Source organism: Halochromatium sp. (genome assembly GCF_046541315.1).
In the GTDB taxonomy this organism is placed as follows: Bacteria; Pseudomonadota; Gammaproteobacteria; order Chromatiales; family Chromatiaceae; genus Lamprobacter.
In genome coordinates this window covers 1-15,400 of the sequence record NZ_JBKHDN010000050.1, presented here as the reverse complement: position 1 = coordinate 15,400, position 15,400 = coordinate 1, and the positions used below count along the sequence as shown (strand labels likewise).

Here is a 15,400-nt window from a genome sequence, read left to right as displayed (position 1 = left end):
CCTGTCGGTTCGGATCGCCCCAAGCCCTCGGGTTCTCGCGTGGAGCCAACGCTCAGCCCCTTGCCCGGGCTCGCTGTCGAGGATACGAGCCGGGGCAATGGGGCGCGCATCGAGCGACCGGCAACGACGCAGTCGTGGGCTGCGGAGTCGCCGCGCTATCGGCCCAAGCCGCGTATCGTTCGGCGGCGCTCGGCGGGTATCCTTGGCTTTCTCCTGTTCCTGCTGCTGAGTTTGGTGCCCGCAGGTATGCTTATGATCCCGCTGATCGCGGGCCTGTCCGCCAGCATGCCGGCGACGGTTCCGCTCGGTTTAATGACCATGCAGCTCGCGTAAGCCGCCTGCGTCTGTGAGCGCGACGCGCATGCGGTCAGGGGGGTTTCGGTTCCATCGCCAAGGGTGATCGCTTATGCAAACATCGTTTCAAACTCTGTTCCTAACTGGCGCCAGGTCCGCTCGCCGAGGGGTCCTCGTGCTGCTGTGCCTTGGGCTGTCGATGCCGATGTTCGCGCTTGCCGATGCCGAGCGCGGGCGCGCGCTGGCGCAGCAGGTCTACGACCGCCCGGATGGACGCGATGTCGCCAGTCGCGGCACCATGGTCCTGACCGAGGCTGGGCGCGAGCCGCGCGTGCGCCAACTGTTCAGTTATCGCCGCGATGGCGGTGGTGGCGAGGTCGCGAATCTGATCCGCTTCACCGCGCCGGCGGATATCGCCGACACCGGTCTGTTGACCATCGATCAGGCCGATGGCAGCACCGATCAATGGGTCTATCTGCCCGCGCTCGGGCGCGACCGGCGCATCCCGTCGTCGCGCAAGGGCGGGCGGTTCGTCGGCTCGGACCTGTTCTATGAGGATCTACAGGATCGCAAGGTCGACGAAGATCGGCATCGCTGGCTGCGCCAGGAGACGCTGGAAGGCGTGGCCACCGAGGTGCTGGAGAGCATCCCGGCCGATTCGAGCAATTCGGTCTATGGGCGACGGCTGAGCTGGATTGATCCCGACACCCTGATTGCGATGCGGGTCGATTTCTATCGGCCAGGCGCCGAGACGCCGTTCAAGCGCTTGCGGGTCGACAAGGTCGAGCGCGTCCAAGGCTATTGGACCGTGACCGATAGCCTGATGCAGGATCTGGAGTCGGGGCATCAGACGCGGCTGACCGCTGAAAAGACCGTCTACGATCAGGATCTGCCGCAGCGGCTGTTCAGCAACCGCGCGCTGAAGGACCCGGCCCTGGAGCGGCCGTTCCGGCCGTGATGCGTGCGCGGTTCCTGTTGCGCTCCAGGGTGCGCTCTAGGCGCAGCAGGGCGCGCGCCTGCTTGTCAACCTGGTTCCGCCGATGAAACGAATCTCGCTGAATCCGTTGCGTCTGCCGCCGCTGGCGGCGCTGGCGATCCTGATTGTGCTGGCGGTCGGGCCGCTGGTGACCGCCGCGCTGACGCTGACGATCAATAACTCGCCCGAGGCCTACATCCCTCCGCAGAGCGAGGCGGCGATCCTCGAGCGTCAGCTGCGCGAGCGTTTCCCGGGCGATGAGGTGCTGGTGGCGGCCTTCGTCAGCGAGGATCTCTATCAGGATGCCTTCCTCGAACGCTTCGAGCAGCTCGTCGCGACCATGCAGCAACATCCGCTGGTCGAGCGGGTGCTGGCGCCGGCGACCATGGACCATATCAGCGGCACGGCGGATGGCTTCGTGGTCGAGCCGTTGTTGGATGCGGCGATCCGCGCGCGCCTCGATCCCGCCGAACGCCGGGCGCGATTGCTGGCCGATCGCTTTGCCCCCGGCTTGCTGATCTCCGATGACGGCAGTCTGATGGCGCTGGCGGTGCGCCCCCGGGAGCTGGAGAACAGCCTGCAGCGCCTCGAAGTCGAGACGGCCTTTGAGCAGGCGCTGGCGGATGCCGGGCTTGCGGACCATTTGGTCGCCATCTCCGGGCAGACGCCGTTGGACGCGGCGCAACTGCGGGCGACCGTTCGCGATAGCCTGATCTTCGTGCCGGCGACGCTGGCCATCGGCCTGGTGCTGACCGCCTGGCTGTTCCGGCGTTGGTTGGCGCTGGCGATCGCGCTGGCGGCGATCCATGCCGCCGTGGGCACGGCGCTGTTGGTGCTGGTGCTGCTGGGGCAGCCGTTCACGCTGATTACCGCGATCCTGCCGCCGCTGATGGTGTCGCTGTCGGTGGCGTTTCTGTTGCATTGGTACAACGCGCTGGCCATGGTGGAGCGCCGCGAGGGCGTCGAGGGTGCGTCATCCGCCGCAGGCGCGTCCTCGCAACAGCGCGTGCGGCAGGCCTGGGACGCGATCCATCGCCCGGCCTTGTTCTCGGCGCTGACCACCGCCGCCGGGCTGATCTCGCTGAGCATGAGCGAGATCCCGCCGATCCATGCGCTCGGGCAGTCGGCGGCGGCCGGCGTGCTGATGCTCTATCTGCTGGTGGCCTGGCTCCTGCCGCCGATCTTCGCGCGCTGGGATCGTGGCGGCTGGGCGCGGCCCGGCAAGGGGATCGGTCTCCTGGATGCGCCGGTCGCCTGGCTGCGGCGGCTCGGCATGCGTTATCCGCGCTGGGTGCTGATCGTCACCCTGCTGGTATTGGCCGCCGGCGCGCCGCAGGTGTCGACCGTCGAGGTCGAGAGCGATCTCTTCCGCTTCTTCCACGAGGACCATCCGATCAGTCAGTCCAACCAGGTGCTGACCGAGCGGCTGTCCGGGGTCACCGCGCTGGAGGTGGTGTTCGAGGCGCCGGCGCGCGATGCCTTCAAGCAGGTCGAGCCGTTGCGCGAGATCCAGGCCTTCCGCGAGTGGATCGCGGCGCGGCCGGAGGTCGACCGCGTCACCACCCTGGTCGATATGATCGAGGAGATGCATTGGGGCTTTCATGCCGAGGACCCGGAGTATCGCCGCCTGCCGGAACAGAGCGATCTGATCGCGCAGTATCTGTTCATCTACGACGGCAACGATCTCTACGAGCTGGTGGATCGGGATTTCCGCGTCACGCGGGTGATGCTGAACCTGAACGTCAATGGCGCGAGCAAGATCAACGCGATCATGGCGGACATCGAGGCCTATCTGGAACAGCGGGCGCTCGGCGAGCTGACCTTCGATATCGGCGGTTTCGGGCGGCTGTTCGGCGATCAGGAGCGGTTGCTGATCGAGGGGCAGATCCGTGGCCTGCTGCTGGCGGCCGGGCTGATCTTCCTGCTGATGGTCGTCATCTGGCGTTCGCTGTCGGCGGCGCTGTTGTGCATGGTGCCGAATCTCTCGCCGATCCTGGTGATCTTCATCGTCATGGGGCTGTTCGGCATCTGGCTGGACATGGCCACGGCGATGATCACCGGGGTCGCGGTGGGCATCGCGGTGGATGACACCATCCATGTCTATTTTGGCTATCGCAGCCGGCGGGCTCGCGGGCGCTCGCCGGTGTGGGCGCTGGCGCGCACCTATCAGCATGCCGGGCGGGCGGTGACCGCGACCACGCTGATTTTGAGCGCGCAGTTTTTGCTCTTGCTCGGCTCGCCGTTCTTGCCGACCAACGATTTCGGCCTGCTGACGGCGCTGGGCCTGGTGACGGCACTGCTGTTCGATCTCTTGGTGCTGCCGGCGCTGCTGATGGTGACCGCCGGCTGGTGGTGGGCGCGTCGCCAGCGCAAGGCGGCGTCGAGCGCGCCGGATGCCGGCCAACCGCCTCGACAACCGTCCCGCGCCGAAGGCGGGGAATTCTCGCGGAGGAACCGATGAGCGGATCGCGCACTTCAAGACCGATGCCCTGGATTGGGGTCGCCCCGCTGCTGGCGCTGTTGCCGATGGCGCTGGCCGCCGAGGCCGAGGCGCCGAGCATCGCGCTCGAGCAGCTGTGGATCGAGGCCGGCGTGCTGACCGAGGATCAGAGCCAAGCCCGCACGAGCAACTATCTGCATGCCGATCTGGCGGTGGATTGGGCCTTGGCGCCGCGCTGGTCGGTGCGCCTGGGGGCGCGGCTGGATGGCTCTCTGCAAACCGGTGTCGAGGAGTTTGACCGGCTCGAGCTGGATGTCGATGAAAGCTATCTGCGCTATCAGGATCTGGACCGGCGCGTCACCCTGGGGCCGCAGATCGTGACCTGGGGGCGGGTCGACGAGACGCCGCCGACCGATCGGCTCAGCGTGCAGGATCTCAGCCGCATGCTGCTCGATGATCTGGAAGACCGGCGGCGGGCGGTGCTGGCGGCGCGGTGGGAGGAGTTCATCGGCGATCTCAAGGTCGATCTGCTCTATGTGCCGCGCCTGCGCGCCGCCGAGATGCCGCGCCTGGATAGCCTCTGGTCGCCGATCGACAAGACCCGTGGGCGGATCCTCGGCATGCCGGTCAATCCGCTGATGGCGCCGCTGATCCAGGCCGGCAGCGTCGACGACAACGAGGGCGGCAGCGGTGGCTGGGGACTGCGTCTCAGTCGCCCGGGCCGGGGGCTGGATTATGCGCTGACGGTGCAGAATACGCGGCCGTCGGTGCCTTACTATGGGCTCGATCCCAGGGTGCGCGAGGCGGTGCTGGCGCGGCCTTGGGATCTCGCCGGCGCCCTGGGCGCGGCGCCGGACACCTTCGTCGCCCGCTATCCGCGCACCTGGGTGGTCGGTGGCGACCTTGGATTCGTGACCGACAACGCCACTTGGCGGTTGGAGGCGGCCTGGCTCAGCGATCGACCCGCGACCACCGCCGATCTGCGCGTGATCACCCGCGAGGCCATCGACTGGGTGGCGGGCGTCGAGTTCTATCCCGGCGATCGCGAGCTGCGGGTCAATCTACAGCTCGGCGGCAGTCAGCTGCTGGATGCGCCGGCGGGGGTTCTGGATCGACGCCGGACGCTGGATCTGTTCGGCGATCTGGAGACCCATTTCGCCCGCGATCGTTGGCGCGCCCGGCTGCGTTTCTTCAAGGGCATGGAGGACCGGGATCTCTATCTGAATCCGCAACTCGCCTTCCTCGGCTTCGAGCCGCACGAACTCACGCTGGCGTATCATTATTTCGATGGCGACGAACAGACCCTGGGCGGTTTCTACGAGGATAACGACCTGGTCAGCCTGAGCTGGCGGATGCATTTTTGAGCCCATTGTCGCCGCGGGTGTTGCATTTAAGAACGGGTGTTGCATTTAAGAAACAGCGCTGTTGATATTTACCAACAATCATGCGCTATGCTATTTTGGTACAGCGATTTTAAGCTAATGGATGGAGGATCGGCGGTGAATACGCTCTGTTCGCGCGGCAGTCCAGCCCAGAGGCGGCATCTGCAGCTGTTGCTGTTCGGATTGGCGCTGGCGTTGTCCGCCTGTTCAACGGGCCCCAAGTATCCGCCGCTGCCGTCGATGGCGCTGGATGAAACGCCGGATTATCTGATCGGTCCCGGCGATAACGTCAATATCTTCGTCTGGGGACTGCCTGAACTGTCCTCATCGGTGCCCGTCCGTCCCGATGGCAAGATCACCACGCCGCTGATCGAGGATGTGCCCGCCACCGGGCTGACGCCCACCGAACTGGCGCGGGACATGGAAGAGGTGCTGGCGACCTATGTGCTCGATCCGGTGGTCACCGTCATCGTCACCGGTTTTGTTGGACCCTACAATCGGCAAGTGCGCGTGGTGGGCGAGGCCGTCAATCCGCAGGGCGTCCCGTACCGGGAGGACATGACCGCGCTCGATCTGATGATCCAGGTCGGCGGCCTGACCGAGTTTGCCGCCGGCAACAAGGCGAGTATCGTGCGGGTGGTCGATGGTAAGCCGAAACAATTCAACGTGCGTCTCGACGATCTGATCAAGCGCGGCAAGATCGAGGCCAATGTGTACATGCTGCCGGGCGATATCCTGATCATTCCCGAGACCTGGTTTTGAGTCGCGTCTTACCGCCATGGCCGTCTGCGTTGTAGGAACCTGACTGGATGCACGAACTTTTAGGTCAGGTGCTGGGGTATCTCCGCGGCATCTGGCGTTTTCGATGGTTGGTGCTGGCTGTTGCCTGGGCGGTTTCGCTCGGGGGCTGGGCCTATGTTGCCGAGATCCCGAACGAATATCGCGCCTCGGCGCGCGTGCATGTGGATACGCGCTCGATGCTGGCGCCGCTCTTGCGCGGACTGGCGGTCGGCACGGATATCAATCAACGCGTCAGCATGATGACCCGGATGATGTTGACGCGGCCGAATCTCGAGAAGGTCGCGCGCGCTACCGACCTCCATCTGCAAGCGGCGACCGAGGCCCAGATGGATGGGGTGATCAATCGGCTGCGCTCGGGGACGCAGATCCAGGGCACGCGCGAGGGCGATATCTATAATATTTCGTATAAGTCGCGCGATCCCCAAGAGGCCTATAAGGTCGTTCAGGCCCTGCTTGATCTCTTCGTCGAGGGGGCGTTGTCCGACACGCGCTCGGATTCCGAGATGGCCCGGCGTTTCATCGATCAGCAGATCGACGCCTATGAGCAGCGCCTTGAACAGGCCGAGCAGCGGCTTGCCGATTTTCGGCGCGAGAATGTCGGCATGTTGCCGGGCGATCGCGGCGACTACTATCAACGCCTGCAAAGCGCGCAAGCCGAACTGCGCAATACCGAACTCGAACTCCAGGAAGCCGAGCACCGGCGCGACGAGATCGAGCGTCAGTTGACCGGCGAGGAGCCCACCTTCGGCATCATGGACCAGATGGCGTCCGGGGCCTCCGGGCGGCGGTCGGTCGATCCAGAGCTAGAGGCGCGCATCCAGCGTCTGCAGGAACGGCTCGACGAGCTGAGCCTGAGCTTTACCGATCAGCATCCGGATATCCGTTCGATCAAACGCACGCTCGAACAGCTCGAACAGCAACGCGAGGACTTGCTTGCGCAGTTGCCGGCAGAATCGCCGATGCAACAGGGAGGCAATCTGGAGGCCAATCCCGTGTTCCAGCAACTGCGCATGGCGAAATCGAACGCCGAGATCGAGGTCTCGGCGCTCCAGGTGCGCGTCGCCGAGCAACGGCGGCGGATCGAGGAGTTGCAAGGGTTGGTGAACACCATCCCCGAGGTCGAGGCTGAACTCAAACGCTTGAACCGCGACTATTCGGTCAACCAGGAGAACTACAAGGCCCTGCTGCAACGGCGCGAACAGGCCAATCTGTCGCAGAATGTCGAGGATCAGGGGGAGCAGGTCCAATTTCAGGTGATCGAGCCGGCGCGCCTGCCCAAGTCGCCTTCCGCGCCCAATCGTCCGGCCATGTTCAGCGGCGTCTTGGTGCTCGGTCTGGGGGCTGGCGGCGGGCTGGCCTTCCTGATGTCGCAGTTGCGGCCGGTGTTCGACGATCGCCGCACGCTCAATCGATTGACCGGCTTTCCGGTGTTGGGCAACGTCGGGTTCCATGGCTCCGAGCAGCAGCGCAAGCGCGAGCGCCTCTGGTTGCTGGCGTTTATCGGGGTTGCCCTGCTGTTGTTGCTGGCCTATTTCGTCACCGTTGCAACCGCCGGCAGTTATCTGAAGCCACTGGGGCAATTGTTCTGATGAGCGCAGAGACCGGAAACGACACGAGCCTGATCGAGCAGGCCGCCAAACGGCTGCGGCAACAGCAGTCGGCGGAACCGGCGCCCGAGCCGACGCCTGCCTCGGCGAGCGCAGCGACGGAGGTGCCGAGCGCCGCCGCCGAACCGCAAGGTGCGCGGACACCGCCCACGGCGCAGGCATCGCCCGAGGATGAGGATGAGGATCGCGGTGCTCGGGTCACCATCGATCTTGCCCGGCTCAAGGCCGAAGGCTGCGTGACCCCGGATGGAGACCGTTCACGGGTGGCCGAGGAGTTCCGCATCATCAAGCGGCCCCTGTTGGAGAACGCCTTCGGGCGAACCGCGTTGCTGGTGGAGCAGGGCAACCTGATCATGGTGACCAGTTCGCTGCCGGGCGAGGGCAAGACCTATACCGCAGTCAATCTGGCGATGAGCATCGCCATGGAGATGGATAAGACCGTGCTATTGGTGGATGCCGATGTCGGGCGTGCCCGCGTCCACAAGATGCTCAATATCCCGATGGGGCCTGGGTTGATCGATCTGATGGTCGATCCGTCCCTGGATGTCGGCGATGTGATGCTGCGCACCAACATCCCCAAGCTGCGCATCATCCCGATGGGGAAGTTTCATCCGCATGCCAACGAGTTGCTGGCCAGCGGCGACATGCAGCGCCTGCTGCATGAAATGGCCAGCCGCTACGAGGATCGCGTGATCCTCTTCGACTCACCGCCGCTGCTGGTGACCAGCGAGGCGGTGGTGTTGTCGAATCTGGTCGGGCAGATCGTCTTCGTGGTCGAGGCGCAGAGGAGCCTGCAGCACTCGGTCAAAGACGCGCTCGGTCTGCTGGATGCGTCCAAGCCCATTGGTCTGGTGCTGAATAAGACGCGTCATCTGGGTGGCGACTACTATTATGGGTACGGCGGCTATGGACTGGGCGGCTATGGACAGGGAGAGGAGCGGACGTGACCCCGCGCAATGCCTTGGGCGTCTTCTTGATGACGGTCACGCCCCTGGCCTTGGCGCTTGACGAGGCCTGGGATTTCACGCCGAGACTCTCGCTGAGTCAGGATTATTCCGACAACATTGGTTTGGCCTCGCCGGGGGAGGAAGAATCCGAATTCATTACCCAGCTCAACACCGGTTTTAATCTGAACCGCGATGGCGCGCGCGCGCGCGCCCAGCTTGGCTACAATCTGCAGAGCCTGTTTTATTGGCAGGACAGCAACGACAGCGCGCTCTTTCATCAATTCTTCGGCAATGGTCGCGTCGATCTGTTGCCCGAACGGTTCTTCATCGATAGCGCCGCATCCTTCTCGCAACGGCAATTGACCCGCGCCAGGGCCGGCGCCGACAACCTGAATCTGGACAACAATCGCGGCGATGTGCTGACGTTCAGCATCAGTCCAGTCTATGTTCAGCAATTCGAGGATCTGGCGACCGCGCAGTTGCGCTATAGCTATAATCGCGTCGATACCCAGGGTAACGAGGGCGGCAACAGTCAACTCAATACGGTGTCGTTGAATCTCGATAGCGGCCCACAGTTCTCGCGCTTCGGCTGGGGCCTGGCGTTGAATTACTCACAGACCGATGCCGATGGCGGCGCATCCACGACGCAGCAGAATGCCGAAGCGCTGGGGCGTTGGAATGTCACCGACCGCTTGGATTTGTTCGCGGTTGTGGGGTACGAGCAAGACGCATTCGACCAGGATGACGGGAATACGCAGTCCGATGGCCTCATCTGGCGCTTGGGCAGCACCTATGAACCAAGCGCGCGCACCTTGTTGGAGGCCTTCTTCGGCAAACGCGCCTTCGGCACCAACTACGGGGCAACGGCGCGCCATCGGATGCGCAACAGCCAGTTCACGCTCGATTACACCGAGAGCGTCACCAGCGTCACGCAGTTCGAGATCGATCAGACCATCCCGCGTGGGGTCAATCAGACCATCGAGGAGGCGCTGATCGTCGAGGGCGAGCCGTTCTTGTTCGATCTCGAGACGCCGGAGTTGCGCAGTGGTTCCTTCGTCAGCAAACGCCTGAGCGCGGGCTACACCGGGCAGCGTCGTAAGCTCGGCTGGGGCCTGCGCGTCTTCCATGAGCAGCGCGACTACGAGATCAGCAACGACAGCGAAGAGGCGCAATCGATCGCCGGCAATCTCTCCTGGCAGTGGCGGCCGCGGACCTCGGTGTTCGCGAATGCCAGCCGGCAGGAGAGTACCTTCGCCGGTCAGGCTGGCGAGGAGACGCTGTCTGCTACCCAATTCGGGATCAGCCGCCAGTTCGGCAACCAGGTCAGCGCCTCGGTGCAATACAGCTATCGCGATCTCGAATCGAGTCGGCCCGAGAGCGACGGTTATCAGGAAAATCGTGTGTCGGCCACGCTCCAGAAAACCTTCTGAGGTCTGCTTATGCTCCAGCGCCCAAGTCTGACGGAAGCGCCCCGTAACGCCATGACCGTGGATGTCGAGGACTATTTTCAGGTCTCGGCATTCGAGCCGCATATCGCCCGCGAGCAATGGGAGCGGCTGCCGTGCCGGGTCGAACGCAATATCGAGCGCATCCTGGCGCTGTTCGAGGCGCACCAGGTCCAGGCCACCTTCTTCGTGCTCGGCTGGATGGCGGAGCGCTATCCACAGATGGTGCGGGGCCTGAGCGAGGCCGGCCACGAGGTCGCGAGCCACGGTTACGAGCATGTGCGGGTGGTCAATCAGACCCCGGACGCCTTCCGGGCCGATATCCGCCGCACCAAGGCGCTGCTCGAGGACACCACCGGCGAGCCGGTGCGCGGCTACCGGGCCGCGAGCTATTCGATCGGCCGGGATAATCTCTGGGCGCTGGATGAGCTGCTCGCAGCAGGGCATGAATACAGCTCCAGCATCTATCCGATTCGCCACGATCTCTACGGCATGCCCGAGGCACCGCGTTTCGCCTTTCGCCATGGCGGTGAGGCGGGGATTCTCGAGATCCCGGTGACCACGGTGATGCTTGGGCAGCGCAAGTTTCCCTGTGGCGGCGGTGGCTATTTCCGTCTCTTTCCGTATGCGCTGTCGCGCTGGGCGCTGCGACGGGTCAACCGGCGCGATGGCGCGTCGGCGGTGTTCTATTTCCATCCCTGGGAGATCGATCCGGAGCAGCCGCGCCAAGCCGGGATCGGCCTGAAGACGCGCGTGCGGCATTATCTGAATCTGTCGCGCACCGAGGCGCGCTTGAGCCAATTGTTGCAAGATTTCGCCTGGGATCGGATGGATGCGATCTTCCTGCAAGGGGCGACACGGCCTGCGCAGGAGATGGGGCGGGCCGCATGACGTCCTCGACTCCGCAAAGCGCGGCCGTGTCGGCTTCAGCGGCGACCTCCGTCCCTGCCTCGGCCTCGGCCGATGGGATGCCCGATCAAGTCAAGCGGCTCGACGCGGCCCCCAAGGCCGCAGTCGACACGCTGGCAGCCACCGAGGCGGCCTGGGATGCCTTCGTCGAGCAGTGTCCAGACGCCACCTTCTTCCATCGCGCCGGCTGGCGGCGCATTCTGGAAGAAACCCTCGGCCACCGCGCCCATTACCTGTATAGCGAACGCGCCGGCGCCATCACCGGCGTCCTGCCGCTCGGCCAGGTCAAGAGCCTACTGTTCGGCAATGCGCTGATCTCGGTGCCGTTCTGCGTCTACGGCGGCGTCGCGGCGCAGGATCAGCAGGCGGCGGCGAGCCTCACCGCGGCGGCTCGGACGCTGGCCGAGGAATTGGGGGTCGATTATCTGGAATTGCGCCATCGCCAGCGGCGCAATCCGGATTGGCCGTGCAAGGACGACCTCTATGTCACCTTCCGCAAGGCCATCGATCCCGAGCCAGAGAAGAACCTGCAAGCGATCCCGCGCAAGCAGCGCGCCATGGTGCGCAAGGGCATCAAGAACGCACTGCAGAGCGAGCTGGACCCGGGGATCGCGCGCTTCTATCCGATCTATGCCAGCAGCGTCCAGCGTCTCGGGACGCCGGTCCTGCCCCGGCGTTATTTCCAGGCATTGCGCCAGACCTTCGGCGACGCCTGCGACGTGGTCACCACCACCAAGGACGGCGAGCCCGTTTCCAGCGTGCTCAACTTTTATTTCCGCGACCAGGTGTTGCCCTACTATGGCGGCGGCACCGAGCAGGCGCGGGCATTGGCGGGCTTCGATTTCCTCTACTGGGAGGTCATGCGCCGCGCCTGCGAGCAGGGCTATCGCTGGTTCGACTACGGCCGCAGCAAGCGCGGCACCGGCTCCTTCAGCTTCAAGAAGAACTGGGGCTTCGAGCCGCAACCGCTCTACTACGAATATCATCTGGTGCGTGCCCAGCGGATTCCCGAGATCAACCCGCTGAATCCGAAATACCGGCTCTTCATCGCCGGCTGGAAACGCCTGCCGCTGTTCGTCGCCAACCGGCTGGGCCCCTGGCTCGCGCGGAGCATCGGATGAGCGGGGCAGGCGGGGCGGGCGATCTGCTGTTCCTCGCGCATCGCATCCCGTTTCCGCCGAACAAGGGCGACAAGATTCGCTCGTTCAACATCCTTCGACATCTTTCCGCGCATTTTCGCATCCATCTCGGTGCCTTCGTCGATGACCCAAACGATTGGCGTCATCGCGATGACGTCGCCGCGTATTGCGCCAGTCTCTGCCTGCTGCCGCTCAACCCCCGCGCGGCCAAGCTGCGCAGCCTCGCGGGCCTGCTCACTGGCGAGGCCCTGACCTTGCCCTATTATCGCGATCGGCGCATGCGCGACTGGGTGCGGGAGACCTTGACGGCGTCCGGCCCCATGCGCGCGCTGGCGTTTTCCTCGGCGATGGCGCAGTACCTGCCCGCGCTCCGCTCGGCTGAGCTGCCACACACGGGCGCGCTGCCGCAGGTGGTGGATCTCGTCGATGTGGATTCGGACAAATGGCGCCAGTACGCCCAGGGCCATCGCGGGCCGATGCGTTGGATCTATGCGCGCGAGGCCCGTCGGCTGTTGGCTTTCGAACGGGAAGTGGCGGCGCGGGCGAGCGCCTCGGTGCTGGTCAGCGAACCGGAAGCGGCCCTGTTTCGGGAGTTGCTTCGGGATCAGGAGCAAGGGCAGGGGCAGGGTCGAGTTCGGAAACGGCGAGCATGGGGACAGGCTCGGGAGCGGGTTGAAGACCAGGCGCCGGATCCGTCAGCGCGCGTGCATGCGATCGACAATGGCGTCGATACCGAGTATTTCTCGCCCGAGCGCGACCATCCCAATCCCTTTGCGCCGGATAGCGCGAACCTGGTCTTCACCGGCGCGATGGACTACTGGGCCAATGTCGATGCGGTCCGCTTCTTCGCCGATGCGGTCTTGCCGCGGATTCGGCACACAATGCCCGAGGCCCGGTTCGTGATCGTCGGCAGTCGGCCCATGCCCGAGGTGCGCGCGCTCGGCGAGCGCCCCGGCATCGAGGTGACCGGCACGGTGCCCGATGTGCGTCCCTATCTGGCCCATGCCATGGGCGCGGTGGCACCACTGCGCATCGCGCGCGGGGTGCAAAACAAGGTGCTCGAGGCCATGGCGATGGGCTGTCCAGTGGTTGCAACGCCGCAAGCGCTGGATGGCCTGCGCGACTGTGCCGGCATGGACTGGCTGGTGGCCGAGGACCCCGAGTCATTGGCGTCACTCGCGCTGCGCCTGCTCCAGCGACACGGCGAGGAACGGGCGCGGCTGGGAGCACAAGCGCGCGCTTGCGTGATCGCGCATTACAGTTGGTCCGAACACTTAGATCGCTTGCTTCGGTTACTGCAAGCCGAGCCCGAGTCCGAGTCCAATCCCGGCTCGGAGCCGATTGGAGTCGAGTCATGAGCGCATCGTCCAACCTCTATCTCCCTGGGTTTCCTAGCCAGATCCGCTATGGCTGGACGCTGGCGCTGACTCTGCTAGGGCTTTCGACACTGCTGACCCTGTGGCTGCTGTGGCCCTCGGCGCTGAGCATGGCGCACATCTGGTTCAACTCCCAGACCTATGCCCATGGCACGTTCATCCCGGCGCTGACGCTGTTTTTGATCTGGACCCGTCGCCAGGAACTCGCTCGACAGTCACCCGAGCCCTGGGCCTGGGGGCTGATCTGGATCGCGCTGGCCACGCTGGCCTGGATCTTGGCGCGCGGCGTCGATGTCAAGACGGTGCAGCATTTCGCGCTGGTGGCGATGTTGCCCGGACTGGTGCTGACCCTGCTCGGGCCAAGGTTGGCCTGGTCGCTGGTGTTCCCGCTCGCCTATCTGTTCTTCGCGGTGCCGTTCGGGGATTTCATCGTGCCACCGCTGATGGACTACACCGCCTGGTTCTCGGTGCTGCTGCTCAAGCTCAGTGGCGTGCCGGTGCACATGGATGGGCACTACATCAGCATTCCAGCCGCCGATTTCGTCGTCATCGAGGCCTGTAGCGGGGTGCGTTATCTCATCGCCTCCCTGGCCCTGGGGCTGGTCTATGCCTATCTGAACTACAACAGCCTCTGGCGGCGCCTGGCCTTCATGGTGCTCGCCATCGGTTTGCCCATGCTCGCCAATGGCCTGCGCGCCTACAGCATCATCATCACCGCGCATGTCACCGATGGACGCATCATCCTCGGCTACGGTCATATCGTCGTCGGCTGGGTGTTCTTCGGCGTGGTGATGTTCCTGATGTTCTGGATCGGCTCGTTCTGGGCCGATCGGCACGGTCCGGTCGATGCGCGCAACGGGGCGGCGCCGCGCGCGTCCTCGCAACCGGTGAACGCCTTCAACCTCGCCTTGATCATGCTGGCCGTGGTGGGCGTGCTCGGCTCGGCGCGCGGCACCGAGGTGTTGCTCCAGCAACGGGCCCAGCAAACGCGGGTCGAGGCCCCGATTCGGCTGCCAAGCGCGGTTCCCGGCTGGCAAGGCCCCGAGGACGTCGCCGACGTCTGGCGACCGGCTTACCATGACGCCGATGCCGAGCTTGCCGGCCGCTATCGCGACAACGGCGGCGCGGTGGAGCTGCACCTGTTGCATTATCGCAATCGCGGCCAAGGCACCGAACTCATCTCCTGGCGCAACCAGATCCATGAGCGCAACGAGACCTGGCGCCCCGTCGCCGGGCGGAGCAGAACGCTCACGGACAACGATGGTCAGCCCCGCGCGGTCCAGGAAACCCTGCTGCGCGGTCCCAGCGGCCGGCTGCGGCTGATTTGGCATTGGTACCAGATCGGCGAGCGCGCCACCATCGATCGCGTCGAGGTCAAGCTGCGCGAACTGCAAATGGTGCTGATCGGTGATGGGCGTGGCGCCTTCCTGGTCGCGCTCAGCACCCAGGGCGATGAGCTGACGCTGGACGCGGCGCGCCAACGCCTCGAAGATTTCGCGCGGGCATTGCCGCAGCCAGTGGGTTATCACGATCACGATGACTGAATCCAGCCAACCGGCAGCGCCTCCGCTCATCGCCCACATCATCCATCGGCTCGATGTCGGCGGCATGGAGAACGGGCTGGTCAATCTGATCAACCAGATGCCGCCACAGGCCTATCGGCACGCGATCCTCTGCATGACCGATTACACCGCCTTCAGCGAGCGTCTCCGGCGCGACGATGTCGGGCTGTACGCCCTGCACAAGCGCGAGGGCAAGGATCTCGGCGTCCATGCGCGGCTCTGGCGTCTGCTTCGCCAGTTGCGCCCGGACATCGTGCATACCCGCAATCTGGCAACCCTGGAAACGCAGTTGACGGCGGCCGCCGCCGGGGTACGAGCGCGGGTGCATGGCGAGCATGGCTGGGATGTCGGCGACGCCGATGGCACCAATCCCCGCAACCGTCGCCTGCGACGCCTGGTACGGCCTCTGGTGAACCAATACATCGGTTTGTCGCGGCATCAGATGGGCTATCTCGCGGAGCGGATCGGCGTGCCGCATGCTCGGCTCAATCAGATCTATAACGGCGTCGATACCGGGCGTTT

The 15,400-nt window shown here is 64.8% G+C and carries 13 protein-coding genes; all 13 read left to right on the top strand.

Annotated elements, in window-relative coordinates; all coding sequences use genetic code 11:
- Positions 1–333: hypothetical protein (locus ACLFQI_RS05475; RefSeq protein ID WP_410757870.1), on the top strand; the 333-nt coding region annotated here is incomplete at its 5' end.
- 160 nt (positions 334–493) lie between these two features.
- The gene (locus ACLFQI_RS05470; RefSeq protein ID WP_410757871.1) at positions 494–1,252 is read left to right on the top strand and encodes an outer membrane lipoprotein-sorting protein; all 759 of its coding nucleotides are present in this window, start codon (positions 494–496) and stop codon (positions 1,250–1,252) included.
- Between the two features lie 82 nt (positions 1,253–1,334).
- Positions 1,335–3,731 (top strand): efflux RND transporter permease subunit, encoded by a 2,397-nt coding sequence (locus ACLFQI_RS05465; protein ID WP_410757869.1) that lies wholly within the window; start codon positions 1,335–1,337, stop codon positions 3,729–3,731.
- Complete coding sequence (locus ACLFQI_RS05460; RefSeq protein WP_410757868.1) at positions 3,728–5,074, top strand: hypothetical protein; 1,347 nt, start codon at positions 3,728–3,730, stop codon at positions 5,072–5,074. The genes ACLFQI_RS05465 and ACLFQI_RS05460 overlap by 4 nt, the downstream gene beginning before the upstream one ends.
- Before the next feature lie 135 nt (positions 5,075–5,209).
- A complete protein-coding gene (locus tag ACLFQI_RS05455) occupies positions 5,210–5,854 on the top strand; it encodes an XrtA/PEP-CTERM system exopolysaccharide export protein (protein ID WP_410757867.1) in 645 nt (214 codons plus the stop codon).
- A gap of 47 nt (positions 5,855–5,901) precedes the next feature.
- Positions 5,902–7,482, top strand: a complete 1,581-nt coding sequence (locus ACLFQI_RS05450; protein WP_410757866.1) for an XrtA system polysaccharide chain length determinant — start codon at positions 5,902–5,904, stop codon at positions 7,480–7,482.
- Positions 7,482–8,447, top strand: a complete 966-nt coding sequence (locus ACLFQI_RS05445; RefSeq protein ID WP_410757865.1) for an XrtA-associated tyrosine autokinase — start codon at positions 7,482–7,484, stop codon at positions 8,445–8,447. Before ACLFQI_RS05450 ends, ACLFQI_RS05445 begins: the two co-directional genes overlap by 1 nt.
- Positions 8,444–9,877: a TIGR03016 family PEP-CTERM system-associated outer membrane protein gene (locus ACLFQI_RS05440; protein ID WP_410757864.1), complete on the top strand. Its 1,434-nt coding sequence runs from the start codon at positions 8,444–8,446 to the stop codon at positions 9,875–9,877. The genes ACLFQI_RS05445 and ACLFQI_RS05440 overlap by 4 nt, the downstream gene beginning before the upstream one ends.
- 9 nt (positions 9,878–9,886) lie before the next feature.
- Positions 9,887–10,783 (top strand): XrtA system polysaccharide deacetylase, encoded by an 897-nt coding sequence (locus tag ACLFQI_RS05435; protein ID WP_410757863.1) that lies wholly within the window; start codon positions 9,887–9,889, stop codon positions 10,781–10,783.
- 77 nt (positions 10,784–10,860) lie between these two features.
- On the top strand, positions 10,861–11,922 hold the full coding sequence (locus ACLFQI_RS05430) for a FemAB family XrtA/PEP-CTERM system-associated protein (RefSeq protein ID WP_410757862.1): 1,062 nt from the start codon (positions 10,861–10,863) through the stop codon (positions 11,920–11,922).
- On the top strand, positions 11,919–13,298 hold the full coding sequence (locus ACLFQI_RS05425) for a glycosyltransferase (protein ID WP_410757861.1): 1,380 nt from the start codon (positions 11,919–11,921) through the stop codon (positions 13,296–13,298). The genes ACLFQI_RS05430 and ACLFQI_RS05425 overlap by 4 nt, the downstream gene beginning before the upstream one ends.
- Positions 13,295–14,860, top strand: a complete 1,566-nt coding sequence (gene xrtA / locus ACLFQI_RS05420; protein ID WP_410757860.1) for an exosortase A — start codon at positions 13,295–13,297, stop codon at positions 14,858–14,860. Before ACLFQI_RS05425 ends, xrtA begins: the two co-directional genes overlap by 4 nt.
- Positions 14,853–15,400, top strand: a 548-nt coding sequence (locus ACLFQI_RS05415; protein WP_410757859.1) for a glycosyltransferase, incomplete at its 3' end; no start/stop codon positions are given. The genes xrtA and ACLFQI_RS05415, both read left to right, overlap by 8 nt.